Genomic DNA, 26,728 nt, shown 5'->3' on the forward strand with positions numbered 1-26,728 from the left:
ATTGAAAACCAATATATACAATATACTGAACCCTGCATATTGTATACAACATTATATAACTAACCATATTATTGTCAAGGGGGAAAAAGGAAATGTATTCAGGAAATCACCGGGGCAGGGGTCCGGTATGGCCTACAACAACCGGTACCCCACCCCGGGCTCGGTGATGATATGCCGGGGCCGGGACGGGTCGGCCTCGATCTTCCGGCGCAGCTGGCCGACATAAACCCGCAGGTAGTGGATATCGCTTTCACTGCCGGGCCCCCAGACGGCCCGTAAAAGCTGCCGGTGGGTGAGCACCTTTCCGGCGTGAATGGCCAGATTTTTGAGCAGCTCGTATTCGGTGGGGGTCAGCTTGACTTCCCGGTCTTCCACCGCCACCCGGCGGCCGGCCAGATCGATCACCAGGTCACCGAACCGAAGGACCGGCTCCTTTTCCATCCCCGCCGCGTGGCGCAGGGCCGCCCTGATGCGGGCCAGCAGCTCCCCCATGCCGAAGGGCTTGGTCACATAATCGTCGGCTCCCGCGTCCAGGGCCACGATTTTATCCCTTTCCTGTTCCCTTACCGAAAGGATAATCACCGGTACCCGGGACCACTCCCGCAGCCGGCGGAGCACTTCCAGGCCGTCCAGGTCGGGCAGGCCCAGATCCAGGATGACCAGGTCCGGCCGGAAGGTCGCTGCTTTTACCAGGCCCTCCTGCCCCCCCGGGGCCTCCTCCACCTCATAACCGTAACCCGTCAGGGCCACCTGTAAAAGGCGCCGGATCTGCCTTTCGTCGTCAACCACCAGAATGCGCGCTCCTTTAGTTTCCATGCCCGTGATCAGCACCTTCCGCCGGAACCTCGCCCGGAGCGGCTTCACCCAGGGGCAGAACAAAGGTGATCACCACACCCCCGGCGGGATGGTTGGCCGCCCAGATCCTCCCCCCGTGGGCTTCGATGATGCCCTTGCAGATGGCCAGTCCCAAACCGGTGCCGCTGACCAGCCGGGGTGACTGCAGCCGGTAGAATTTATCAAAAATGCGCCCCAGGTCCTCTTCCGGGATGTGCTGGCCCCGGTCGGCCACCGCCACCGCCAGCTCTTCGCCCTCCCGCCGGGCGGCAATGGTGATTTCACTTCCCGGTTCGGAATACTTCAGGGCGTTGTCCAGAAGATTGACCAGCACCTGCTCAATGAGCATAAAGTCGGCCTGCACCAGGGGCAGATCGGGCTGCAGGTCGATTTGCAGGGGACGGGAACGCAGTTCACCCAGCCGGCCCACGGCCACCCCGATGATATCCTGCATGTCACACCATTCTTTGCGCAGGGACAGCAGGCCGCTTTCCAGACGGGCCATATCCAGCAGATTGTTCACAAACCGGTTCATGCGCAAGGCTCCCTGCTTGATGGTCTGCAGCAGATCCCGGCGGGCGGCCGGATCATATACGTCGCCACCCTCCAGAAGGCCGGTCACCGCTCCGATAATGGAAGCCAGGGGGGTGCGCAGATCGTGGGAAAGGGAGTTGAACAGGGCCGTGCGCAGCCGTTCCGATTCGGCCAGCATCCGGGCCACCCGGGCCTTTTCCGCCAGCTGGATGCGGGTCACCGCCAGGGCGGCCAGGCCGGCGAAGGCTTCCAGCAAGCGCACCTGCTCCGGGTGCAGGTAGCGTTCCCGGTCGCCGGTATGGACACCCAGCACACCCCGCACCTCCTCCCCCGCGCGCAGGGGCAGGTAAAGTCCGGCCGAGGCGCTCAAGGTATCCGTTCCCCGGCCGGCCATGACCCCCCGTTCAAAAACCCAGGTGGCCACCGCCCGCTCACTTTCATCCAGGGAATCCACCAACCCGGGCGATGAGGCGGCCCTTACGGCCAGCCGGCCGTTTTCATCGGGCAAAAGCACCATCACCTGTCCTTCCACGGTTTCGGCCACCTTCCGGGCCACGCTTTCCAGAACCGGCTCCAGCTCGGAGACGGCGGCAATTTCCCGGCTTAAAGCATATAGGGCGGCCGTTCTGGCCTCCCGCCGGCGGGAAAGCCGTGCCTGCTCCTGCAGCCGGCTGGACAGGGTGCCGGTGAACAGGGCCACCAGCAGGAAAATAACAAAACTGATCAGGTAACGCAGGTCGGCCACGGTAAAGCTGAAAGTAGGCGGTACGAAAAGAAAATCAAAGGCCAGCACACCCACCAGCGCCGCCAGGACGGCCGGTCCCGTTCCCCATTTTACGGCGCCGGCCAGCACGGGCAAAAGAAACATGAGGGCAACGTTCACCGGACCCAGGAAAGTCCTGAAGGAAGCAGCGCAAAGAGTGACCAGGAACATCAGGACCATGATTCCGGCATAGGGCAGCAGCGGGGCGGGCGGACGCCTGGTTACTCCCGGCGCCCGGGGCACCTGCCGCTCCCGGCCGGGCTTGCCGGGAATGACGTGCACGCTGATGCCTTCACTGTGCCGGATGACCTTATCCACCACCGAACCGTGCAGCCATTCCCACAGCCGGGAGTGCAGGGGCTTGCCGATGATGATCTGGGATATGTTCCGTTTCCGGGCCAGTTCCAGCAATTCTTCCGCCACGTCCTGGCCGGTGAGGCTGATGGTTTCCGCCCCCAGTTCCTCGGCCAGGCGCAAATTTTTCGCCAGGCGGTCCCTTTCCGCCTCACCGGCGGGAAAACGGCGGGGAGCCTCCACATATACGGCCAGCCACTCGGCCTGCAGGCCCTCGGCCATCCGCCGGGCGATGCGGATCAGCCGGGCGGAAAAGGGGCTGGGGCTCACACAGACCATCACCCGTTCCCCGGCGGGCCAGGGGCCGGGAATGCCGTGGGCACGCATGTAGGTTTCCACCTGGCGGTCCACCCGCCGGGCGGCGTAGCGCAGGGCCAGTTCCCGCAGGGCGTTGATGTTGCCCGGGCGAAAGAATTTGCGCAGGGCCTCCGCCGCCTGGCCGGGCACATAAACCTTGCCGTCTTTCAGCCGCTGGATCAACTCTTCCGGCGGGATATCCACCAGCTGGATGCGGGCGGCCTCCAGCACCCGGTCCGGCACCGTCTCCCGCACCTGCACACCCGTAATCTGGGCCACGATATCGTTCAGACTTTCCAGATGCTGGATATTCAAAGTGGTATAGACATCAATGCCGGCGGCCAGCAGCTCTTCCACGTCCTGGTAGCGCCGCACATGCCGGGACCCGGGAATATTGGTATGGGCCAGCTCATCCACCAGGGCCAGGGCGGGCCGGCGGGTCAGCAGGGCATCCAGATCCATTTCGGCAAATTCCCTGCCCCGGTAGACCAGGCGGCGGGGCGGGATCACCGGCAGCCCTTCTAAAAGGGCTGCCGTTTCCGCCCGGCCGTGGGTTTCCACCCACCCCACCACCACGTCCACCCCTTCGGCCAGCCTGTCCCGGGCCGCTTCCAGCATGGCGTAGGTTTTACCCACCCCGGCGGCCGCGCCGAGGAAAACCGTCAGCCTTCCCCGGCCTTCCTCTTCCAGGCTGACCAGCAGGCTGTCGGGATCGGGCCGTTTATCCTTTTCCATTTGGGCGGTCACCTGTTATCGGATTTGAAAAACCGCAAACAATATTCAATGATTTCCCTTCTCCTGACAATACCAATAAATATCCCCTGATCATCCACCACGGGTACAAAACTCTGCTTAACGGCCAGGGAAATCAGGTCTTCTATGTGCGTATCGATACTGACACATTGGTTTTGAACATGCTGGGGTATGTCTTTTAAAAGGATTTTTTCCGCATCCTTCAAGCAGAAACCCGGTATGTTTTTCAATTTCCAGAGCAGATCTCCTTCGGTGATGGTCCCGCTGTACCTGCCTTCCTCATCAACCAGCGGAACGGCGGTATAGCGGTGGTGCTCCATTCTTTCCATGGCCTGCCGCATGGTGGAGCGGGGTGATAAATAGACCACTTCCTTTTTGGGCAATAGAAAGAAAGCAATATTCAATTCCTTCCCTCCTTCGCCGGGGACGGACATGCCCGGGCCGGCAGGGCCCTTCCCCGGCTTCAAAGGGGCCTGCCGGTCTATTGCAGTCCGTCCAGGGCCATGTTCAACAGCAGCACATTTACCCTGGGCTCACCCAGCACACCCAGCTGCCGCCCTTCGATATGCCTCTCCACCAGTTCCCGTACCTTTGCTTCAGGCAGTTGCCTGGCCCGGCCCACCCGGGGCACCTGCAGGAAGGCGGCCGCAGGGCTGATATGGGGGTCCAGGCCGCCGGCGGAAGCGGTGACCGGGTCGGCGGGCACAGCAGCCGCCGGGTCCAGGGTGTTTTCCTCCCTGCCTGTTAATTTCCACATAACCCGGTCATCTCCCTTTCTTTTATGAGCAGAATGCTGCGCCCTTCCGGCGCCCCGTCGGCCAGGGAGGCCAGCCGGGCCGCTCGGCCAACCAGAAATGGTGGCCCCTTACTTCTGTAGATGGAAAGGCACCACAGTAACCACCACGTCCTGGTGGAAGATGAAATAAGTCCGCAGGAACCAGCCGGTCTGGTTGTGCAATAAACGGTGCCACCACCTGCGGGTTTCAAATTCCGGAATAAGTATGGTAATAAAATCGCCGGGCTGGCATTTTCTACGCAACTGGTTGACAAAGTCGACTATTGGTTCCAGAATTGTACGGTATGGCGAAAAACGGACAATCAGTTCCACGCCCGGGTCCCAGCGCTGCCACTTTTCACGAACTTCCCGGCTGCTTTCTTCGTCCACACCTACATACAGGGCAATGATTTCTGAGGATATAAGACGGGCATAGGCCAGGGTGTTTTCCACCACCCGGTTGACACCGGCAACGGGCACCACCACCAGATTCCTGCCGGCAGGACGCCTTCTACTCCCGCCCCCGTAGCTTTCTCCGGGCAACCGCAATTGTTCCCGCATGTCCTGGTAGTGGCGGTATATTTTTTGAAACATGGCAATCAAGAGCGGAATGGCAACGGCCACCAGCCAGGCTCCGTAAATGAATTTGGTTACGGCGATAATGATTACCACAATGGCGGTGGTAACGGCACCAATGCCATTGATCAGTGCCCGGAACTGCCAGCCGGTGCCTCTTTCACGCCGCCAGTGGATAACCATGCCCGTCTGGGCGATGGTGAAGGAAAGAAATACTCCCAGGGCATAAAGGGAAATCAGGTGGCCGGTGTTGCCGTAATAGGCGAGGATGAACATGGCTGCCACCACGGATAGCAAAACAATGCCGTTGGAAAAAACCAGGCGGTCGCCCCGGGCCGCCAGGTAGCGCGGCATGTAGCCGTCCCGGGCCAGCAGGGAAAGAAGCGGCGGTAGTCCGTTGTACGCGGTGTTTGCCGCCAGATAGAGGATTAACATAGTGGTAATCTGTATGTAGTAGTAGCCCCAGTTATGGCCCAGTATGGCGAAAGCCAGCTGGGAAAGCATGGTTTGATCGGCCTGCGGAAGAAGGTGATAGCGCATATACAGGAAGGCAATGCCGCCGAACATCAATCCCAGAATCAGGGCCATAATAAAAGTAGTCTTACGGGCGTTTTCCACTTCCGGGGGCTGAAACATGGTCACGCCGTTAGAAATGGCTTCCACTCCGGTCATGGAGCTGCACCCGCTGGCAAATGCCCGTAAAATGACAAAAAGGGTGAAACCGTCCCAGGCAAACTTCATCGAAGCGGGAGGCAGAAAGGCCCCTCTTCCTGCAAGAGCCTGATAAAACCCAACAGCCACCAGGATCAAAATGCCAAATATAAAACCATAGGTCGGGAACACAAAGACCGTTGATGATTCCCGGACACCGCGCAGGTTGATTAACATGAGCAGGCCGAAAAGCACACCCAGGTCAATAACAGTGCGGTAGGGAACAAGCAACGGGAAGGCCGAAATGATGGCATCAGTACCGGATGAAATACTCACGGCCACGGTCAAGGTATAATCGATAAACAAAGATGCCGCGGCAACAAGAGCAACGGTTTCACCCAGGTTTTTTTTAGCCACCGAGTAAGAACCGCCGCCACCCGGGTTGGCCCGGGCCACCTGGGCGTATGAGATACTGACAATGACCAGCAAAACGAGGATGGCGACGGCAATGGGAGCTGTAAACCCGTATAAGGCGGCTCCAGCGGCCGTCAAAACGGCAATGATCTGCTCCGGACCGTAGGCCACCGATGAAAGGGCGTCCGACGAAAAGATGGCCAGCGCCTTCCAAACGGGCAGTTTCTCCCGTACCAGACTCTGGTTGGGCAGCGGCGCACCGATCAATAACCTTTTTAAAGTTCTCAACATCTCTCCTGTTAACCCCTCACTTCTACTCTCATTTGGACCAAAAAACCTCCCGCACAAAACCACCGCTTCCACTAATGAAACCGGCTCAAGGTGCTGGTGCTTCCCCCCTCCTGCATTAAAACAAATTCTATTTAAGTTCATTTCAAGACCGCGTTCTCGAACAGTCAAAAGCTGGTTTTACTTATTTTCTCCCAAAACAAATGCTTTCATAGTCTTTCACTCCTCTTTACCCGCATGTAATCAATGCCCGCACCCCTTCCCCGGACAGCTCTGATTATAGACCCGGTCCGGGTCAATCGGGGATCAGGAAAAGACCCGAAAGGCATAAAAAAACCATAAAGAAAGGGAAGTGTCTTCCCTTTCTTTATGGCTCAAAACAGATATCACCGGGACAAGCGGTGAAGGTCAACTGGCCCTTAATGCGGCCACACCCCGGCCCGCGGTCAGTTCCCGGGTGTGCCGGGCCACTTCGGCGGGGTCCACCAGCAGTCGGGCCACACCCGTTTCCATGGCCGCTTCCGCCACGGCCGCGGCCACAGCCGGCGCCACCCGGGGATCAAAGGGCTTCGGGATGATATAACCCGCATTCAGTTCCGCCGGGGACACTAAAGAGGCAATGGCCCGGGCGGCGGCCACTTTCATGGCCCCGTTGATATCGGTGGCCCGCACGTCCAAAGCACCCCGGAAAATGCCCGGGAAGGCCAGCACATTGTTGATCTGGTTGGGAAAATCCGACCGCCCGGTGGCCACCACCGCCGCCCCGGCTGCTTTCGCTTCTTCCGGCATGATTTCCGGCACCGGATTGGCCAGGGCAAAAACCACCGCCCCGGGAGCCATACTTTCCACCATTTCTGCCGTCACCAGTCCCGGCCTGGACAGCCCGATAAAAACATCGGCCCCCTGCATGGCCTCGCCCAATCCTCCCCGGATGCTCCGGGGGTTGGTGCGCCGGGCCATTTCTTCCTTATAGGGATTCAGTCCCGGCCGGCCGCTGTAAACCGTTCCCTTGCTGTCACAGAGCACCAGATCCCGGACGCCCAGCTGAAGCAGCAGGTCGGCCACGGCCATGGCCGCCGCGCCGCAGCCGCTGATGACCACCCGCAGGGCGGCCACCTCCTTGCCCACCACCTGCAGGGCGTTCAGCAGGCCGGCCGCGGTAACCACCGCCGTGCCGTGCTGATCGTCATGAAAGACGGGAATGCTCAGCTCCTGCTTTAACCGGCGTTCAATTTCAAAACAGGCGGGCGCCGCGATGTCTTCCAGGTTGACGCCCCCAAAGGTGGGTTCCAGCATTTTCACCGTCTGGACAATTTTATCCACATCCTTGCTGCCCACACAAATGGGGAAAGCATCCACTCCGGCCAGTTGTTTGAACAGCACGGCCTTGCCCTCCATCACCGGCAGCGCCGCCTCCGGTCCGATGTCCCCCAGCCCCAGCACCGCCGTGCCGTCGGAAACAATGGCCACCAGGTTTCCCCTGGCGGTGTATTCATAGACCAGTTCCCTGTGTTCATGAATTCGCCGGCAGGGCTCGGCCACCCCCGGAGTATAGGCCAGGGACAGGTCGTGTTCGTCGTCCAGGGGCATCTTGGTGCACACCGTTATCTTGCCGTGCAAACGCCGGTGCATTTCCGCCGCTTCTTCATTTAGATTTAAGGTCATTTTGAACACCTCGATCATTTAAAATGGATCAGGCATACTGTACTATGTACTATGTACTTTGTATACAGTATAAATTTATTCTCCTTCCCTGTCAATATAAAAGTGCGGAAGAAAAAGAGGCACCCCCGGCAGCCGGGCGGCAATCTCTTCTCCTGCCTCTTTTTTGGACATTGCTAATGCCGGGCGCCGTGATCTCACTTCACCAGCCTGGCCCGGGCATAGGTGCGGTAGACCTTGCTCACCTCCACGGGAACGGTTTCACCCACCAGGGACCCGGCCCCTTCGATATCCAGGATAAAGCCGTCTATGCGGGCGATGCCGTCATTGGTATTGGTAACGTGGGGTTCCTCCACCTTCACCTCCAGCACCTGGCCGGGCTTCACGGGCAGGGTATGGGCCCGCACCTCCTCCTGGTTGTACAGCGGGCGGATGCTTACTTCCTCAATGTGCTGGCCCTGGGAACCCCGGATGTACAGGTTTTTTCCCGTCCTCTGTTCCAGATCCCGCAGGTTGGCTCCGCCGCTGCCGATGAGGCGGGCGGCCACCAGGGGGTTGGCTTCCACCAGGATTGTATCGGCGGCGGTGCGCCGGGCCAGTTCGCAAATCCGGTTTTTGATATGGATGCCCACCGTTTCCTCCGAAAGCACCTTGCCCCGGCCCTCGCAGTAGGGACAGGGTCGCTGCAGTGTTTCGGAGAGGCTGGGGCGCACCTTCTTCCGGGTCATCTCCACCAGGCCCAGCTGGGTAATGCCCAGGATGTTGGTTTTGGTCTTGTCCTTCTTGATCTCTTCTTCCAGCACCTTTATGACCCGGCGCCGGTGGTCCTCATGCTGCATATCGATAAAGTCCACGATGATGATGCCGCCGATGTTGCGCAGGCGCAGTTGCCGGGCTATTTCCACCGCCGCGTCCAGGTTGGTCCGCAGAACCGTGTCCTCCAGGTTGGTGGTGCCCACATATTTGCCGGTGTTCACATCCACCACCGTCAGGGCTTCCGCCTGGTCGATGACCAGGTAGCCGCCGCATTTTAGCCACACCTTGCGCTTCAGGGCCTTTTCCAGTTCCTGTTCAATGCCGTAATCCCGGAAAATGTTTTCCCTTTCCTCCAGGACCACCTTGCATTTCAACCGGGGGCCGCTGACATCCAGAAGCTCCATGATTTTCTCATATTCCGAACGGGAGTCCACGGTTAAACGGTCCACATCCTCCGTAAATACATCCCGTAATATGCGCTGGATCAGTTCCAGATCCCGGTGGATGAGGTTGGGTACGGGTCCCTGGCTGCCCCGGTGCTGTATTTTCCGCCAGAGGCGGGTGAGCAGCTGCACATCCTGGGCAAAATCCTCCTCCTCCACCCCTTCCGCCACCGTGCGCACAATCAGGCCCATGCCTTCGGGCTTGAAACGGGACGCCAGTTCCTTGAGCCGCTCCCTCTCCCCGTCGGAACCAATGCGCCGGGAAATGCCTATGTAGTCCATGGTGGGCATCAAAACCACATAACGCCCGGGCAGGGTAACGTGGGTGGTTACCCGGGGCCCTTTGGTGCCAATGGGTTCCTTGACAATCTGCACGATCACATCCTGGCCCTTTTTTAACAGGCCGGTAATGCCTGTCCCCAGTACGTGATTATGGGCGCCCTCCGAACGGTGGGGCAGGGCGTCTTCCACATATAAAAAGGCGTTTTTCTCCAGGCCGATGTCCACGAAAGCCGCCTGCATACCCGGCAGCACGTTCTCCACCCGCCCCCGGAAGATATTGCCCACCAACCGCTGGGTGGAAGAACGTTCCAGGTACATTTCCACCAGCACACCGTCTTCCAGAACGGCCACCCTGGTTTCGTCATCTCCTGCGTTAATTACGATTTCTTTAAACAAAAAAACAACCTTCTTTCGTTCCGGACAGCCAACAGTTCTCCAATGTTACATTGATATACAGTGTTCTCAGGGCCGGACAATAACCATATAAGGCATTAATAGGATGAACCTTTGGCTTTCAAGTTTCGTTATAAACAACTTTACATAACCCGCCGGCCGTCCCGGCCCATTTCCACCGGGTATAAACCGGTGCGGGTAATATCCATTTCTTCGACCAGAACCGGGAGGCCCCCCCTTTCCGCCAGCGCCCGGACCACCTCTTCCGGACGCACGTTGCCCCGGCTGCCCGCCTGCAGGTCCATTTCCAGCACCACCCTTTCATCTTCCACCCGGCCGGAAAGGGCATGGATGCCCGGACGGATGTCAATGTTTTTTTCGCCCCCATCCTTTGTCTTCCGGCAAACTATTATTTCCGGAGCAGCCAGGAATTCCTGCAGCAGGTGTTGTAGATCCCGTGCCGGGAGATCCCCCGCCAGGGGCGCTGTCACCCGGTACGTAGCCCCCTGCAGGGTGGCCATCAGTGCCGGCGCACCGGGAGGGACCGGCCATACTCCGGTGACGGCCAGACCGGGGGGCAGCTTGTCCGCCAGGCGCCGTTGCACCTCCACGGCCGGCAGATCCCCGGCCAGTTCCAGGTCCAGGTATTCCCTCTCCCCCCGCACACCCACGGGCAGGGGTGCCCCCAGGCTGAAGCGGGGGTGGGGGTTGAACCCCCTGGAAAAGACCAGGGGCAGGCCGGCCCGGCGCATCACCCGTTCCAGGGTGCGCACCAGATCCAGGTGGGAGATATAACGGGCGGGGCCGTCTTTTTTGAATTCAATCCGGTAACGGGGCACTATATGGAGACCTCCTGTAATGGTCCTGGTCGTTGTCGTTAGCCGTTGGATGCGGGCAGGCGTTTCCCGCCTCCCGGATCTCGGGCTCCACCTCCAGGGTGGGGCAAAGGCCGCAGCCGGGACAACGGCCGGTGCGGCAGTCGGGTGTGGGTTTCCCTTCCATGGCCTTTTTATGCTCATGGATCAAAAACAGTTTGCTCACCCCGGCGTCTATATGCTCCCAGGGCAGCACGTCGTTATAATTATAACGCCGGCCGGCGTACCAGTACGGATCCAGCCCCGCCCGCCGGAAGGCCTCCTGCCAGCGCTGAAAATCAAAACATTCGGACCAGCCGTCAAAGCGGCAGCCCAGCCGCCAGGCCTCCGCCAGGACAGCACCCAGGCGGCGGTCCCCCCGGGCCAGAACGGCCTCCAGAAAACTCACTTCCGGATCGTGCCAGTGGAAAACCAGCCCCCGCTCCTTCAACTTACTCCGCAGGTACTGCTGCCGGCGCTTGAGCTCACCCAATTCCACCTGGGGCTCCCACTGAAAGGCGGTGTGGGACTTGGGCACAAAGGAAGAAGCGCTCACAGTTACCTTCAGCCTGCCCCGGGGCACCCCGGCTTCTTTGCCCCGCTCCAGCACCTGCCGGGCCAGGCCGGCAATACCGTCCAGATCCTCATCCCTTTCCGTGGGCAGCCCGATCATAAAGTAAAGCTTCACGGCCTGCCAGCCGGCGTGAAAAGCCGCCGTAACGGCATTCATCAGATCCTCTGCAGTAACCCCCTTGTTGATCACATCCCGCAGGCGCTGGGTGCCGGCCTCGGGGGCAAAGGTCAGGGTGGCCCGGCGCACCCGCTGCACCTCCCGGGCCAGATCCACGGAAAAGGCGTCCACCCGTAAGGAGGGCAGGGAAATACTCACACCCTTGCCGGCAAATTCATCCAGCAGGGAGCGCACCAGTTCCTCCACCCGGGAGTAGTCCGCCGTGCTCAGGGAAACCAGGGAAACCTCATCATAACCGGTGTTTTTGATGATCTGCCCGGCCTGGCGCAGTAATGTGGCGGGACTTTTTTCCCGCACCGGCCGGTAGATGATCCCGGCCTGGCAGAAGCGGCAGCCCCGGGTACAGCCCCGCTGCACTTCCAGCATCCCCCGGTCGTGCACCACCCCCAGGGAGGGCACCAGGGGGCGCACCGGGAAGGGAGCCCCGTCCAGGTTGCGCAGCACCCTTCTGGTCACCTTCGCCGGCACCCCCTCCTCCAGGGGGCGGATCTCCCGGATTAAACCGTCCTCCCGGTAGGCCACGGCATAAAGGGAGGGCACATAAACCCCCGGAATGGCAGCCGCCCGGTGGAGGGTTTCCTGCCGGTCCGCCCTCTTTCCCCCCAGTTTCAGATAAAGCTCCAGCAACTCGTGGAAAACTTCTTCTCCTTCGCCGATCACAAAGAGGTCGATAAAATCCGCCAGGGGTTCCGGGTTAAAGGCACAGGGACCGCCGGCAATGACCAGGGGGTGCTCCGGCCCCCGCTGCTTTGTGCGCAGCGGCAAACCGGCCAGGTCCAGCATATTTATAATATTGGTAAAACTCATTTCATACTGCAGGGTAAAGGCCAGTATATCAAACTCCGCCACCGGCCGGTGGGACTCCAGGGTAAAAAGGGGAAGGCCATGGCGGCGCATCTGTTCTTCCATGTCCACCCATGGGGCGAAGGTACGTTCCATCAGGGCGTCTTCCCTTTGATTGACCACATGATAGAGGATTTGCAGGCCCAGGTGGGACATGCCCACTTCGTAAACATCGGGAAAGGCAAAGACCACTTTTACTGCTGCTTTATGCCAATCCTTGCACGTAACGTTCCATTCCCCGCCCACATAGCGGGCCGGCTTTTCCACCCGGCTTAAAATTTTTTCCAGCTGGCCCATCATAAAAAATAAATCCTCCTGCTCTTATTATTGCCCGGTAAAATATTCCTTAGTATATTTTATCTACTGTTTGAAAAAATGACAAACCTATCTTAAACGCCGTTTAGTTGTTGAAGCACCGGTTCCGCCAACCGGTGGGCGGACAGCTCTGTTCCATTGCCTAAAGCGGTTTCGACGGCAGCCGGCCTACGGGCAAATCCACGCCGTGGGTTAAAAGACCGTCGATGACCTGTGCTTCCGTAAGCATCCCTTTATACTGCCACTGCCGGTCCAGAACCAGTATCAGGTGAAACTTGCGGGGTAAAAAATTTTCAGTGATCTTCCCCAGGGGCACGTCCTCCAGGGCCACCAGGGATTCGGCCCGGAGCACACCGGCACTTAAAATTTCCCCCTTTTTGCCGGCCAGGTGCTGCATGAAAAGATACGGGGCCATGCCCCGCTCCCGGGTGGCGGCGTAAAACAGGAAGAGGCCCGTTACCAGTACATCCAGGCCGGCAAAACCCAGCACCAGCCCCAGGGAACCCAGGAGAACCACCAGGGCGCCCCAGGCCTGTCCCAGGCCGGCCGCCCGGCAGGTGGCCTCCCGGATGCCCATTTGCCCGGCTTTTACCGCCCGGTAGACCCGTCCTCCGTCCAGAGGCAGGGCCGGCAGCAGGTTAAAGGCTGCTATCAGCAGGTTGCATTGCAGAAAAAAGGGGCCCAGTTCGTGGTGCCACAGGCCGTAGTTTTTCATGGCCAGCCCGGCCAGAACCATGACCATATTGCTCACCGGTCCGGCGGCGGCCACATAGATTTCCTTTACCGGGTCCAGGACCAGTTCCTGCCCCATGCGGGTAACCCCCCCGAAGGGGAGCAGTTCCACTTCCCCCACGGGCACACCCAGGCGCCGGGCACAGGCCGCATGGGCAAACTCGTGCAGCAGGACCACCGCAAAGGCCACCAATCCCTTCCCCAGCACCCCGGCCACAAAGAAAAGGCCTAAAAGGGCCAGAAAAAAGTAATTCAGGTGCAAATCCACACCCATTATCCGCCCCAAACGCATGATCCGGCCACCTCAACGACCGCCAAGACCCGGCAATCTGCTCAAGGGGTCGATCAACTTATCCTTCTCCCGCATCTCAAAGTGCAGGCCGCCTCCGGGTATGTCCCCTTTGTTCCCCACCCGGCCCAGCACCTGTCCGGACGCCACCTGCTGTCCCCCGGTCACCTGAATGCGGTCCAGCCCGCCGTAAAGGGTGTAACAACCTTCCCCGTGATCCAGCAGCACATAGGAGCCCAGAACCGGGTCACCGGCCACCTTCACCACCCGTCCCCCGCGGGCCGCCTGCACCGGGGTGCCGGCGGGGGCGGCAATGTCAATACCGCCGTGAAAGCGCTCCAGGTTATCCAGGGGATCCACGGACCAGCCGAAACCCCGCACCACCTTGCCCGAGAGGGGAATCTGCATATCCACCGGCACCGGGGGCGCCACCACCGGCCTGGTGTCCGGTGGAATGTCACCACCGGGGAAGGGATGGTCCACATTGACCATTTGCAGGGCCAGCCGGACCACTTTTTGTACTGCCGGCTGAAAATCCCATTCGGTGGTCAATATATAGCGCAAATTTTCCCTCACCTGTTCCCCGGCCGGATAGGGAGCCTCCCGGACCATAACCAGCACCGTAAAAATGGCCAGGGCCATCATCAAACGCCACAACCAGCTCCGGCGCCCGGCCGGCGACCGGATGATCCGGTATTCCGGATAACGGGAATACCAGTCTTCTCCACCCCGCTGGTAAAGAGGATATTTTTTCCGCGGTTTACCCCACAGCAAAGGCTCATCCCCCCTGTCACTAGATATATATTGGACAGGAGGCATGAATATGACAAGCCCTGCTGAGCCAAACCGCCGGCCGGCATCAACCGGTGGTTCAGGGATTACACCCGGCAGCAGATCTCTGGATCCACCACGGTGGGGTTAATGGAAACCGAACCGCACCGGTTAATGCTCTTCGTGGTTGTCTGACAAACCAAACCACCACTGGCCACAGGCTTTTACCTCCCGCGAAAATGAATTCCCTCCTTTGTATTTTTGTCCAGGGGGATGGTTTGTTAAAACAGGATTTTATTGCGCCGCATATAAACATTCAACAATAAACCCAGGGAGGCCAGATTCATGATCATATTGCTACCCCCGTAGCTGAACAGGGGGAGGGGGATGCCCACCACCGGCATGATCCCTGCCGTCATGCCAATATTGACGAATACATGGAAGGCAAACATGGTAACCACTCCCCCGGCCAGCAGCATACCCAGATTATCCCTGGCCTGGGAGATAATTTTAATTCCCCGGTACAAAAGAATCATAAAAAGACCCAGCAGTACCAGGGCTCCCAGAAAACCGAACTCCTCACCCACCACGGAAAAGATAAAGTCGGTATGGCGTTCGGGTAAAAAGGTCAGGTGGCTCTGGGTACCCCCCAGCAAGCCCTTCCCCAGCAGGCCTCCGGAACCGATGGCGATCAGGGATTGCCACACATGGTAACCGGCCCCCAGCAAATCGCTCTGGGGGTCCCGGAAAACGGTCAGCCGGTCAATCTGGTATTCCTTCAAAGTATGCCGGTGAAAGTTCTCGTGCCGGGCATGGGCCTGACGGTACTCCCGGGCCACCTGCTCGTATTTCTGTTCCAGCTGCTGTTTGTCGCGGACCGCCACAGCGGCCTTTTTCTGCCGTTCCAGGGCCAGCAGCTGTTTTTCCAGGTTTACGTCGGCATCATGAATATACATGTGCACGGCAAACAAAGTCACCATCAAGGCCATGCCTGTGCCCAGCAGGGCCAAAAGAATGGAAGGTCTGGCACCGGCCAGAAAAAGCATCCCGAACATGATGGCCACGAAAACCAGGGAAGTCCCCAGGTCCGGCTGTTTGAGTACCAGCAGGGCGGGTACGCCCACATAAATAAAACAGGGGAACAGATCCCTGAGGCGGGTTAACCGGCCCTCCCGGGCAGCTAAAAAGCCGGCCAGGGTGATGATCAACAACAGCTTGGAGAACTCGGACGGCTGGAAGGAAAGGGGCCCCAGGGAAATCCACCGCTGCGCCCCCAGCCTCTCTTCACCAAAAAACATCACCGACACCAGTATGATCAGGTTTAAAACATACAGGCTCCGGCTCTGTTTGCACAAATCCTCATAGGGAATATACATCATTACCCCCATGGCCCCCAGGCCCATTATGACCCACGCCAGTTGCCTGATCACATAGCTGTAATCCAGGTGCAGAAGACGCAAAAACAGGGGCAAATCTTTCAACTGGCTGAATGATTCATCGGTAAAAGTCAGTTTGGCGCTGCCGATCACCACCAGACTGAAAAGAATAATGGCCCCGGCCGCCAGCAGGAGGGTATGATCCAGGCTACGGTAAAACCGCTTATACACCAAAGATGATCACCGCTTTTTGTTTTCTTGGAAGCAAGTATTTAGTTAAACCGCTACCATCGGCAGGTGCCGCGTTGTCCAGAGCAAACGACCACGGCGGACGACGCCAACCGGCTGCTTTCTACAAACTGCACAGGTTTAATTATATACCACCCCCGGAAACAAAAAAAGCCCCCGCTAAAAAACCATAAGCTGGTGATAGGTGAAGGGCGAAATAAATACCACATCCCGGAAAGATGTGGTAAGTTATTTTGATAATACGGAGAAACAGCCTGTGCCCGTCCCGGAAAATGCAGCCCGCCCCCTGTTTGTCAGACGCCGGACAACAGGCTTTTACTGACCCGCTTCATCCCTTTGACCGGGATGCTGGCCACCAGGGCCACCTGGGTTTCGTTGTTGTCCAGGGTGACTTCCAGAGCTTCTTCATCAATATCCATATATTTGGAAATAACGCAGATCAATTCCGATTTCAATGTTTCCAATAGCTGGGGCGATACACTGGCCCGGTCGTGCACCAGCACCAGGCGTAACCTCTCCTTGGCCACATTTTTGCTGCCGTTGGATTCCCGCCCGAACATGCGGCTTAAAAAGTCCAGCAAGGCCATACCCCCCCTTCCCCGTTTAATGCCACCCGATTATCCGGCGCAGGCGGGACACCAGTCCCCCTTCCTCCAGATTCATCATGGGTACCGGTTCCCCCTTGATCCGTCGGACAATATTGCGGTAGGCCTGCCCGGAACGGGAGCGCTCGTCCTGCACCACCGGCTCTCCCCGGTTGGTGCTGATGATCACCATGTCGTCCTCGGGGATCACTCCCAGAAGGTCTACGGCCAGGATATCGATGATGTCTTCGATGCTCATCATATCCCCGTGCCGCACCATGCGCTGTCGCAGGCGGTTGACGATCAGTTTCGGTTCCCTTAATTCCGCCGCTTCCAGCAGCCCGATGACCCGGTCGGCATCCCGCACCGCCGAAACCTCCGGCGTGGTAACCACAATGGCCCGGTCCGCTCCCGCGATGGCATTGCGAAAACCCTGTTCAATCCCCGCCGGGCAATCGATAAAAATGTACTCAAATTCTTCCCTGAGCTCCGTGCAGAGCTCACGCATCTGCTCCGGGCTGACCGCCGTTTTATCTTTGGTCTGGGCGGCAGGCAGCAGGAACAGACTCTCAAAACGTTTATCTTTGATTAATGCCTGCCGCAGGCGGCAGTGCCCCCCGGTCACATCGGTGATATCGTAAACGATGCGGTTTTCCAGCCCCAGAACCACGTCCAGGTTTCGAAGGCCGATATCCGCATCCACCATGACCACCCGGTGCCCCAGGGCCGCCAGGCCGGCGCCCAGGTTGGCCGTGGTGGTGGTTTTACCCACGCCTCCCTTACCGGAAGTTATGACAATTACCTCAGACATATCAGTCAATGCCCCCTTTGTATTTCACCAGTGGACATTAAAATGAGCATCCCGGTGTTTACCCGCTGGTTTGAAAGGCCTCGATGGTGACCACGCCATTTTTAATGCGGGCCACTTCCGGTTGGTCGGGTTCCGGGTTTTGACCGTCCGGGGGACGGGTAATGTGGCCGGCAATGCGCAGCTGGGTCGGCTCCAGGCGAAAGGCCAGCACCATGGCCTCTTCGTCCCCGTCTGCCCCGGCGTGCACCACCCCCCGCACGGCGCCCATGACGATTATATTGCCGGAAGCCACCACTTCTGCTCCGGGATTGACATCGCCCAGGATGACAATATTACCGTCGTAATGTACCCTTTGACCGGAACGCAATGTTCTCCGGATTAAAACAGTATTATCGTCGATCAGGCCATGGCTATCCAAAGGTAAAAGTAACCGTCGCTGGTTAATGTCCCTTTTTGTGTCCCTGACCACGGCACATTCCTCCCGCCGTTATTTAGATTCGATAAGGTTAAACCAAATCCTGCTAGTATAAAAGAAAAAAAAGGGCTTATCAGCCCGCTTTTCCACGTTTTTTGGATAAAATGTAAATGTCCGTAACATCGCTCGCTCGGAAAGGCGTGCATTTATTCGGCCACAGGGTTTTAGGGCATCCATAACTAATTATTCGTTCCGGTGTTACCGCCGGGTGTGTTCCCGGTGCCCGGAGGGCCGGTGGTCCCCTCCGGTGCATTACCCGGGGGAGGATTACCCTGGCCCTGTCCGGGAACCACACTACCGCCCGTATCCCGGCCGGCATTATTCTGCCCGCCGGCTGGAGGTTTACTGTTTCCGCCGCCCGGGCCGGCATCGCCCTGCCCCGGGGCAGGGGAAGGTTGCCGGTTTGGATTGGTTGCTCCCCGCTGTTGCACACCCGTTGCCGGCCGGGACGGCCCCTGTTGCGGCGCAGCGGGCTGCGGCTGCCCCCCGGAGGGCGACTGTGCCTGCGCCTCACCACCGGGCAGGCCGGCGGTGGGGGGAGCATCTTTCATGCTGAAATAGGCATCCAGGATCTGCCGGGCAACCATACCGGCCGCCACCCCTCCGTGACCGCCGTATTCCACCACCACGGCTACGGCCACCTCCGGCTTTTCATAGGGGGCAAAGGCCACAAAAACAGCGTGGTTGTCGTGACCCTGTACTTCAGCGGTCCCGGTTTTGCCCGCCACTGTGTAAGTGGCCCCGGCAAAAATGGAGGAAGCCGTACCGTCGGGGGGCAGGCTCACCTGGTACATGCCCTGGCGGATGACGGCCAGGGTCTGGGGGGAAACCTTCACCCGGCGGATTTCCCGGGGTGAAAATTCCTGTACCGTTTGACCGTCGGGGGCCACTATTTTTTTCACCAGATGGGGCTGGTAAAGGATGCCCCCGTTGGCGATGGCCGCCACATAATTGGCCAGCTGCAGGGGGGTGTAATAGTTGTTGCCCTGACCGATGGACATGTCCATGGTATCATAATCCCGCCATTTCAATTCCCATTCGATCTTGCTATACCTATCCTGCAGGGGGGCCAGGCGGCTGTCCATCTCCTTCTGCAGGGCCGCCTTTTCCCCTTCGCCGGCCGCCGCCAGCCGCTGCCCGTACTCCTGCCGGATGGCGTCCATCTCTTTTTGTACATCATCCAGGTACTGCTTCCAGAGCTTGCTTTTTTGCTCCGGTCCGGGCACAATGCCGGCCCGTTCCCCGGGCAGGTCCACCCCCGTTTTTTCGCCCAGGCCGAATTCCCGGGCATACTGGCCGATCAATTCGGGACCCAGCATTTCCCCCACGGTCCAAAAATAAGTGTCGCAGGAAACCTTCAGGGCCCGCACCAGATCCACCCGCCCGTGGCCGCCGGGTTTCCAGTCGGTTTTGTACTTATAGCGGCCGTAATCCATAATGGAAAAGGCCGGGGTAACCTTGCCGCTTTCCAGCGCCGCGGCGGAAACCACCATTTTAAAGGTGGAACCGGGGGGATAAGGCGACAGTGCCCGGTTGAGCAGGGACTGATCCCGGCTGATTTGCGCCCAGGCGTCGTTCCATTCCTTGCGGGTGAGATCCCGGACAAAAATGGTGGGGTCGTAGGTGGGCTGGCTGGCCATGGCCAGTATTTCACCGGTGTTTACATCCAGGACCACGGCGGCGCCAGCCCTGGCCTGGCCGTAACCTTCCCGGCGCAATTCGGCCAGCCTTCTGGCCAGAGCGTCCTGGGCCACCCGCTGCAGGCGGGCATCCACCGACAGAACCAGATTGTCCCCGGGCACCGGCTCTTTCAAACCCAGATCCCGCACCGGCCGGCCGCTGGCGTCCACCTCCACCTGGCGGGCGCCCCGTTCCCCCTTCAGATAGGCTTCATAGGTCTTTTCCAGGCCATCCTTCCCCCAGGCGTCTCCCAGGTTGTACCCCTCGTCCTTGTGGGCGTCCAGTTCCTGCTGGTTCATGATCCCCACATAGCCCAGAACGGGCACCAGCAGGTCCCCGTAGGGGTAATCCCGCATGGGCCGCACGTCAATGAGCACTCCCGGCAATTCCAGCCGCTGCTCTTCAATACGGCTGACCGTCTCGGGAGATACTTTTTCGGCCACCGGCAACGGTTCGTAAAGACTCAATTTCTGTCCATTTTTCTGTTCATCCAGCTTTTTTTGAATTTCCTGCCGAATTTCCTGCTCACTCATTCCCTGAAAGGCCCTCTCCCCCACCAGTATGGAGGCCAGCCGGGCAATGACCCGGTCCGTGTCCTGCAGGCCCAGGTAGGCCAGGGAAACGGTGTATACCGGCCGGTTGCCCACAATACGCACGCCGTTACGGTCGTACATCTCTCCCCGGGGAGCCATAATGGGAATCAAGCGCAGGTGGTTCTGCCGGGCCATAACCTGATACTTATCCACCTCTATCAGCTGCAAATAGGCCAGCCGCACCAGCAGCACCACAAAGGCAGCCACCACCAGGCCCAACAGTACCTGAACCTTTTTCTCCATTCTTTTTGTTTCCACGGTGTATCCTTCCCCACCGGCTAGTATTGGCCGAAGCGAAACCAGCCCTTAACGTACATACGGTAAAATCTGCGGTAAAAAATGGGTGCCAGAAGGACATTATACAGGACCGCCGGAAAGATCACCCGTAAAAAAGCTATGCCGGGAGGAACGGTAACCCCCAGGAAGGCCAGCAATAGGTAGTGCACCATCTGACCGGCCAGAAAGGACAACCCGGCAACCACCGTCACCACCAGGCTGCTTTCTTTATACACGCGACCCTCACACCAGCCAACCAGATAACCGGCGGCCATCATACTCAAGGCATTGAGCCCGAAATAATGGCCGGTGACCAGATCCTGGAGCAAACCGGCCACATACCCCCAGAAAGCCCCTTCCCGGCGGCCCTGCACAAAGGCGAAAAAAACCACCAGCAAGAAAACCAGATCGGGAACCACTCCCCGGATCTGGATCATATCCGTCACTGTCACCTGCAGCAACAGGGCCAGGAGTAAAAGCCCCGGCAGGAGCAGAAAACCCAAGAAAAACCCTCCCGTTCCGGTCGTCAGCTGTCAGCATAATTAGCTGAAAAATGGCGGGTCCCCATGGACGGATCGGCCGTTAACCACCGGCGGCCGCGGTGATCACCAGCACTTCTTCCAACCGGTTGAAATCCACAAAGGGCTTCACGCCAGCCTCAAAAAAAAGACCGGTGGGATCCCTTTTCACATCGGTAATTTCCCCCACAGGCACGCCCCGGACGAAAATGCTGCTCATTCCGGAAGTAACCACCACCTGTCCCTTTTGCACGGGCTGGTCATTGGGAATGTGGATCATATGGAGAAGACCGGCCCCGCCGGCCGTGCCCTCCACCAGCCCGGGCGTGCGGGTGTCCTGAATCAAAGCACTGACCCCGCTGCGGGGATCGGTGATCAATAACACCGTGGCCGTGTGGTCACTGACGGCAATCACCCTTCCCACCAGCCCCTGGGGAGCCAGCACGGTCATGTTCTCCCGGAGGCCATCACGGCTGCCCTTATTCAAGGTAAGGGTGGAAAACCAGTTGCCGGGATCCCGGCCCACCACCGCGGCGGCAGTCACCTGCAGCCCGGCGCCGGCCGCCGGGCCATCCCGGTAATCCAACAATTTTTTCAAACGCTCGTTTTCCAGGCGGTATTCATTGGCCTGCCGGAGCTCCCCCTCCAGCCGGGCCACCTCCCGGGAAAGATCCTGTTCCCGCTTGGCCGTATTGATCAGTGATACGGGATAGGTAAAGGCATCCCGCACTCCCCGGCCCAACCACGTGCTCACCTGCTCCAACGGGGCCAGCAGATCCCGGAAGGCGCTCTCCAGGGGCGGGGTGAGGGTACGGCCGAAGGCGGTGGCCCGCATCACATAAAGGGTGAGCACAACCAGCACCGCCAGGAAAAAAAGTTTTCGACCGGATACCAATGGCACCAACACCTTTTTTAGTGAAGTTAGCCATGGGAACAAAAGTTTATCACCGGTACCCAGCACTCACAGATATGCGGATGTTGCCAAAGTAAAATTATACACGGATTAACACCATTCACTGCGAAAATTACTTTATACCGGCGGGTGCCTGGCCACTTAATCCGGCTACCGGCGTCTGACGACCGGTGACCACTTCAGGCCAGCTTGCGGGGATGAACCAATACCCGCCGCAACACATCAATATTTTCCAGCACCCGGCCGGCGCCGTAGGCCACCGCCAGCAGGGGCTCGTCGGCCAGGTGTACGGGCATGGCCGTCTGCTCACTGACCAGCTTGTCCAGTCCCTGCAGCAGGGAACCGCCCCCGGCCATGACAATGCCCCGGTCCATGATGTCGGCAGCCAGCTCCGGCGGCGTTTGTTCCAGGGTGGCCTTGATGGCTTCCAAAATAGCCGATACAGGCTCCGAAAGGGCTTTATACACTTCCTCGCTGGTAATGCGCACTGTCTTGGGCAGGCCGGTAACCAGATCCCGCCCCCGCACGTCGTAGGTAACCACCTCTTCCTGGAGATAGGCGGTGCCAATTTCGATTTTGATTTCCTCGGCGCTGCGCTCACCAATCATCAGGTTGTAGGTTTTCTTAACATGCTGAATGATGGCCTCGTCCATCTCATCCCCGGCGATACGCACAGAACGGCTGGTGACAATGCCACCCAGGGAGATCACCGCCACCTCGGTGGTGCCGCCCCCTATATCCACAATCATATTGCCGGTAGGTTCATGCACGGGCAAACCGGCACCGATGGCCGCCGCCATGGGCTCCTCAATAAGGTAGGCCTCCCGGGCACCGGCCTGCAGTGCGGCCTCCCGTACCGCCCGCTCTTCCACCGCCGTTACCCCCGAAGGCACTGAAACCACCACCCGGGGACGGACCAGGAAAGTGCGGTTGCGCAGGGCCTTGTTAATGAAATACTTGATCATGCTCTGGGTGACGTCAAAATCGGCAATCACCCCGTCCTTCATGGGGCGGATGGCTATAATATTACCGGGGGTGCGGCCGATCATCTGCTTGGCCTCCTCACCAACCGCCAGCACCCGGCCGCTGTCCCGCTGAATGGCCACCACCGACGGTTCCCGCAGCACGATGCCCTTTCCCTTTACATAAACCAGGGAGTTGGCCGTGCCCAGGTCAATGCCCATATCCTTAGAGAACAGCCCGATGCGCATGTTCTCTCTCCTTTCTACAAGTTATAGTAGTCCTTTGGCCTTGAAACTGACAAACCGGTTATCACCAATGATCAGGTGGTCCAGAACTTCAATGCCGATGATGCGACCGGCCTCCACCAGGCGCCCGGTTACCGCCAGGTCTTCACTGCTGGGGGCCGGGTCCCCGCTGGGATGGTTGTGTATTAGAATTACGGCGGCCGCATTGCGTTTGATGGCGTTCTTGAACAATTCCCGGGGATGCACCGTGGAGGAATTTAAAGTGCCGATGGAAATAACCTCCCGGGCAATAACCTGGTTTTTGGTGTTCAGCAATAACGCCCGGAAATGTTCCCGATCCAGGTGGCGCATTTCCTCCATAACCAGGCCGGCCGCGTCCTCGGGGCTCCTAATCACCGGGCGGACCTCTTCGCCGCTGCCGGCAATGCGGCGGCCGATCTCCAGCGCTGCCTGCAACAGGGCCGCCTTGGCCGGCCCCACTCCCTTGAGGTCGCTCAACTCCTCGGCACTGGCGCTGACCAGGGCGCGCAAACTGCCGAAACGGCCCAGTATGGCCGCCGCCAGCTCCATGGCGCTGGCCGTGGCCGTGCCGGTGCGCAAAAGAATGGCCAGCAGCTCCATGTCCGTAAGCGCCCCGGCCCCTTCCCGCAACAGGCGTTCCCGGGGCCTGGTTTCCAGGGGCATGTCCTTGATGGTAACGCGGTATGCAGGGGTATCCAAGGTTATAAAATCCTCCAGCATTAAAAATATTTACGCCGGCAAAACCCCATTTTCCCGGGACAAACGCAAAAGATTCAACCCGAACTCCTGCAATACTGTGGCCAGCCTGGCCAGGGGCAGGCCCACCACATTGAAATAGCAGCCTTCGATGCCGGCAATAAAAATCGCCCCCAGTCCCTGGGCAGCGTAGGCCCCCGCTTTATCCAGGGGTTCACCGGTGGCTACATAATTGACGATCTCTTCCGCAGTCAGCGGTCTGAACCGAACCCGGGTACGTTCATGGGTGACCACCCGGCGGCCCGGAGGCGGCTCCATGACCGCCAGGCCGGTATATACCTCGTGCACGTTGCCCGCCAGGAGGCTCAACATGGATATGGCTTCGGCGGCGTCGGCGGGCTTACCCAGCACCCGGTCACCCAAAACCACCACCGTGTCGGCAGCCACCACCAATCCCCCGGTTAACTGTCGGGCCACGGAACTGGCTTTACGCAGGGCCAGTTTTTCCACCAGCCGGTGGGGCGGCAGTTGCTCATCCATTTCCTCTTCCACCCGGGGTTCAACAACTGTAAAGGGTAGCCCCACCTGTTCCAACAACGCGCGCCTCCGTGGGGAAGAAGAAGCCAGATAAACAGGGATCAAACTTTTTACCTCCGGCATTTAAAGTTTACGGTACAAAAAATAACCCAGCAACAAACCCAGGGCGGTTAGCGGCCCCAGGGTAAGGGTAAAACCCAAGGTTATCCTGATGAAATGCAAATCCACCGTGGTCGGGGCCAGTCCCACTGAAGTGGTGTTTTTCAGTATGGGTAAAACAGGGATCAACAGGACGCCCAGGGCGTCGCCCACCATGGCCCCGATCAGCAAAAGCAGAAAAAGCAACCAGAAACTGCGCTGCGGTTTGTACCCGCCCACCATCGCCATCACCCGGCCATAAATGCTCTGTTTAAGTTTATCATTTTGTTTTGTTTATGACAAGGTTCGGATAAACTTTACAGGGCATTTCTCTGGAAGTAAAGACACCACTTTATCCGGGAACCTTTCCTTTAAAAAAACCGGCCAAAAATAATAAAACCAGAACACCAAACAGCAGCCCTGCAGTCAGGGGAGGGTATATATATGTGCCAAAATATTGAAATTCCGTCCGGTTATCAAACATTAAAAGGGCCAGGTCTATGGTAATTAATCCCACGGGAATCATAAAATACCGGTAATTATCGGTTGCCACCACCCTGGACAAACCCAGCGCCGCAGCGTATTGAAACAGGGCGATCACCGGCACGAATACCGACACCCACATGAACATAAAAAAGGGTTCCAGACTGGTCCCCTGGAAGGTAATATGCCGGAAAAGCATGAAAAACTTAAAGGTAACCCGTTTAACCATCTCTTCCCCAAGGACGGCGTCTGTAAAAGCGGCAATCAACAACGAGATCATACCCGACCCCGAAAGCACCCGGATCAGGGTTTTTCCCTGTTTCCGGTAATCCCCCCCGGTCAGGGGCAACAACAGACCGGCCACAATGACTAAACCCAGATAAGACATTTTGATCAGGGAACCCAGCATCACCCGGGGAAACCCCTGTTCCAGCACGGGAGTAAAATGATCCCAATTTATTTTCCCCGTATTGGTCAGCAGGCCGGCCAAAAGAAAAAACAGTACCACGGGAAACAAAAACGCGGCCACCCGCCCCAGACACTCCACACCCTGACAGAGCATGTACGAGGCAATCAGGAGGGTTACCGACATGATCACCACCGTGGGAGTGACCGGCAGCAGAAACAGGTTGATCAAATAGGCAAAATCATAAAGAAAAAAAGAGTTCACCCCGGTAAAATAGACCAGCAGGAAGACAATGATTATTTTTCCTCCGTAGTTTCCCAGTAAAATGGTGGCGTATTCATATAAATCCCGTCCGGGAAATCGCCGGGCCAGGTTAAGCAATAACGCCAGGGGAATAAAAGAAAGGGGTATGGCCGAAACCACGGCCAGCCAGGCATCCCTGCCACTAACTGTGGCAGTGAATAAACCTCACAACGCCTCTGTGAGCAGGGGGTAAAGGACCAAACTACCCAGCTGCAAATGGCTGATTCTTTCCGTGGACATGGCTGATCACCCCTCATTTTTTTAAAATGTTCGCCCAATCCGCCTCAGGAAAGCACCTGCTGCATTAATCTGGTTACGGGGGCAAAGACGGCCTCCACGGCCCTGGCCGGGTTGGGCAGGGGCAACTGCAGGGCCAGACCGAAACTGTAAAACATCCCTATGAGCAGGAGGACCCCGAAGGCGGTCAGTTCCCGCCACATTTTCTTTTTCACCAGCGGCGGCACCTGCCAGGCGATAATAATGGCAAAGACCAGAATAAGCAGTATGATTTTCACTGTGGTCACCTCCCTTCCTGCCGACGCCCGTAACAGGCTCCGACGATTCGTCCACTTCATGCTGCAGCACGCAAAAGAATTGCCTCGCAAATATCCGCCGATTTCCAGTATTTTTTCTTACCACAACTCATGTTCTATTCTGCAGTTTTTCCCCACTCCGGGGCTGCATGGGTTTGTTGACCAAACCGGTGCGCCGGATGGTGGCCTTCACGTCCACCGACACGGGCATGCCGGCGAATACATCCTCCCATTCCCCTTCCACCTGTCTCCACAGGCGGGGATATTTGCGGTGCACCGCCTGGCCGAAACCAAAGGCGTCGGACCGGTAGTCCCCCTGCAACCGGGTCACCGCGGCCATGATTTCTTCTTTAATGGCTTCGTTCAAGAGTTCTTCCAGGCGCTTGATGGTTTCGGGCTTGTTTAAATCCAGCCCCGGAGACTGGGCTTCCACCAGGTTCACCCGGACTCTGGTTTTTATATTCATGCTTAACTGCCCGTCCACCAGCCGGGGCTCCAGCCTGACCCCCCCGCGGCCGGCCCGCAGTATTTCCACGGAAATATTCTGTGGGCCGCCATCCCCGGGCAGGTTGAACTTCACCGGCCCCCCCCGCACATC

The 26,728-nt window shown here is 58.4% G+C and carries 24 protein-coding genes and 1 pseudogene; all 25 read right to left on the bottom strand.

Annotated elements, in window-relative coordinates; genetic code table 11:
• Positions 1-132 precede the first annotated feature (132 nt).
• Positions 133-816, bottom strand: a complete 684-nt coding sequence (locus tag GFC01_RS03605) for a response regulator (protein WP_152945272.1) — start codon at positions 814-816, stop codon at positions 133-135.
• On the bottom strand, positions 806-3,517 hold the full coding sequence (locus tag GFC01_RS03610) for a sensor histidine kinase (protein WP_152945273.1): 2,712 nt from the start codon (positions 3,515-3,517) through the stop codon (positions 806-808). The genes GFC01_RS03605 and GFC01_RS03610 overlap by 11 nt, the downstream gene beginning before the upstream one ends.
• An 8-nt stretch (positions 3,518-3,525) precedes the next feature.
• Complete coding sequence (locus GFC01_RS03615; RefSeq protein WP_152945274.1) at positions 3,526-3,939, bottom strand: CBS domain-containing protein; 414 nt, start codon at positions 3,937-3,939, stop codon at positions 3,526-3,528.
• 77 nt (positions 3,940-4,016) lie between these two features.
• A complete protein-coding gene (locus GFC01_RS03620) occupies positions 4,017-4,292 on the bottom strand; it encodes a potassium-transporting ATPase subunit C (protein ID WP_152945275.1) in 276 nt (91 codons plus the stop codon).
• A 108-nt stretch (positions 4,293-4,400) separates the two neighbouring features.
• Positions 4,401-6,242: an APC family permease gene (locus GFC01_RS03625; RefSeq protein ID WP_152945276.1), complete on the bottom strand. Its 1,842-nt coding sequence runs from the start codon at positions 6,240-6,242 to the stop codon at positions 4,401-4,403.
• A 405-nt stretch (positions 6,243-6,647) separates the two neighbouring features.
• Positions 6,648-7,904, bottom strand: a complete 1,257-nt coding sequence (locus GFC01_RS03630; RefSeq protein WP_152945277.1) for an NAD(P)-dependent malic enzyme — start codon at positions 7,902-7,904, stop codon at positions 6,648-6,650.
• 194 nt (positions 7,905-8,098) lie between these two features.
• Positions 8,099-9,778, bottom strand: coding sequence for an Rne/Rng family ribonuclease (locus GFC01_RS03635; protein ID WP_152945278.1), 1,680 nt, complete (start codon positions 9,776-9,778; stop codon positions 8,099-8,101).
• Positions 9,779-9,918: 140 nt separating this feature from the next.
• Positions 9,919-10,614 carry a TIGR03936 family radical SAM-associated protein gene (locus tag GFC01_RS03640; protein ID WP_194174791.1) on the bottom strand — a complete coding sequence of 232 codons (696 nt, stop codon included), beginning with the start codon at positions 10,612-10,614 and terminating at the stop codon, positions 9,919-9,921.
• Positions 10,595-12,520: a TIGR03960 family B12-binding radical SAM protein gene (locus tag GFC01_RS03645; protein WP_152945300.1), complete on the bottom strand. Its 1,926-nt coding sequence runs from the start codon at positions 12,518-12,520 to the stop codon at positions 10,595-10,597. Before GFC01_RS03645 ends, GFC01_RS03640 begins: the two co-directional genes overlap by 20 nt.
• A 160-nt stretch (positions 12,521-12,680) precedes the next feature.
• Positions 12,681-13,562: a M50 family metallopeptidase gene (locus GFC01_RS03650; protein WP_152945280.1), complete on the bottom strand. Its 882-nt coding sequence runs from the start codon at positions 13,560-13,562 to the stop codon at positions 12,681-12,683.
• Between the two features lie 12 nt (positions 13,563-13,574).
• Complete coding sequence (locus tag GFC01_RS03655) at positions 13,575-14,333, bottom strand: M23 family metallopeptidase (RefSeq protein ID WP_194174792.1); 759 nt, start codon at positions 14,331-14,333, stop codon at positions 13,575-13,577.
• A gap of 278 nt (positions 14,334-14,611) precedes the next feature.
• Complete coding sequence (rodA, locus tag GFC01_RS03660) at positions 14,612-15,940, bottom strand: rod shape-determining protein RodA (protein ID WP_152945282.1); 1,329 nt, start codon at positions 15,938-15,940, stop codon at positions 14,612-14,614.
• Positions 15,941-16,248: 308 nt separating this feature from the next.
• Positions 16,249-16,536 (bottom strand): cell division topological specificity factor MinE, encoded by a 288-nt coding sequence (gene minE / locus GFC01_RS03665; protein ID WP_152945301.1) that lies wholly within the window; start codon positions 16,534-16,536, stop codon positions 16,249-16,251.
• Positions 16,537-16,558: 22 nt separating this feature from the next.
• Positions 16,559-17,350 carry a septum site-determining protein MinD gene (minD, locus tag GFC01_RS03670; protein ID WP_152945283.1) on the bottom strand — a complete coding sequence of 264 codons (792 nt, stop codon included), beginning with the start codon at positions 17,348-17,350 and terminating at the stop codon, positions 16,559-16,561.
• Between the two features lie 58 nt (positions 17,351-17,408).
• The gene (gene minC, locus GFC01_RS03675; RefSeq protein WP_423244362.1) at positions 17,409-17,819 is read right to left on the bottom strand and encodes a septum site-determining protein MinC; all 411 of its coding nucleotides are present in this window, start codon (positions 17,817-17,819) and stop codon (positions 17,409-17,411) included.
• Positions 17,820-18,004: 185 nt separating this feature from the next.
• The gene (gene mrdA, locus GFC01_RS03680; RefSeq protein ID WP_341473735.1) at positions 18,005-20,356 is read right to left on the bottom strand and encodes a penicillin-binding protein 2; all 2,352 of its coding nucleotides are present in this window, start codon (positions 20,354-20,356) and stop codon (positions 18,005-18,007) included.
• Positions 20,357-20,376: 20 nt separating this feature from the next.
• Positions 20,377-20,877 carry a rod shape-determining protein MreD gene (mreD, locus tag GFC01_RS03685; RefSeq protein ID WP_152945284.1) on the bottom strand — a complete coding sequence of 167 codons (501 nt, stop codon included), beginning with the start codon at positions 20,875-20,877 and terminating at the stop codon, positions 20,377-20,379.
• 79 nt (positions 20,878-20,956) lie between these two features.
• A complete protein-coding gene (mreC, locus tag GFC01_RS03690) occupies positions 20,957-21,787 on the bottom strand; it encodes a rod shape-determining protein MreC (RefSeq protein WP_152945285.1) in 831 nt (276 codons plus the stop codon).
• Between the two features lie 197 nt (positions 21,788-21,984).
• Positions 21,985-23,016 carry a rod shape-determining protein gene (locus GFC01_RS03695; RefSeq protein ID WP_152945286.1) on the bottom strand — a complete coding sequence of 344 codons (1,032 nt, stop codon included), beginning with the start codon at positions 23,014-23,016 and terminating at the stop codon, positions 21,985-21,987.
• 21 nt (positions 23,017-23,037) lie between these two features.
• Positions 23,038-23,697 carry a RadC family protein gene (gene radC, locus GFC01_RS03700; protein ID WP_243137207.1) on the bottom strand — a complete coding sequence of 220 codons (660 nt, stop codon included), beginning with the start codon at positions 23,695-23,697 and terminating at the stop codon, positions 23,038-23,040.
• Positions 23,698-23,763: 66 nt separating this feature from the next.
• On the bottom strand, positions 23,764-24,372 hold the full coding sequence (locus GFC01_RS03705) for a Maf family protein (RefSeq protein WP_152945288.1): 609 nt from the start codon (positions 24,370-24,372) through the stop codon (positions 23,764-23,766).
• Between the two features lie 18 nt (positions 24,373-24,390).
• Entirely contained in the window at positions 24,391-24,648 is a 258-nt protein-coding gene (locus tag GFC01_RS03710) for a DUF4321 domain-containing protein (RefSeq protein WP_152945303.1), read from the bottom strand.
• Between the two features lie 109 nt (positions 24,649-24,757).
• Positions 24,758-25,729: pseudogene (locus tag GFC01_RS03715) on the bottom strand (GerAB/ArcD/ProY family transporter); the annotation flags it as partial.
• 152 nt (positions 25,730-25,881) lie between these two features.
• The gene (locus tag GFC01_RS03720; RefSeq protein ID WP_341473737.1) at positions 25,882-26,112 is read right to left on the bottom strand and encodes a hypothetical protein; all 231 of its coding nucleotides are present in this window, start codon (positions 26,110-26,112) and stop codon (positions 25,882-25,884) included.
• A 127-nt stretch (positions 26,113-26,239) separates the two neighbouring features.
• Positions 26,240-26,728: Ger(x)C family spore germination C-terminal domain-containing protein (locus tag GFC01_RS03725; protein ID WP_194174794.1), on the bottom strand; the 489-nt coding region annotated here is incomplete at its 5' end.

This window comes from Desulfofundulus thermobenzoicus (genome assembly GCF_009428905.1).
Taxonomy (GTDB): Bacteria; Bacillota; Desulfotomaculia; order Desulfotomaculales; family Desulfovirgulaceae; genus Desulfofundulus_A; species Desulfofundulus_A thermobenzoicus.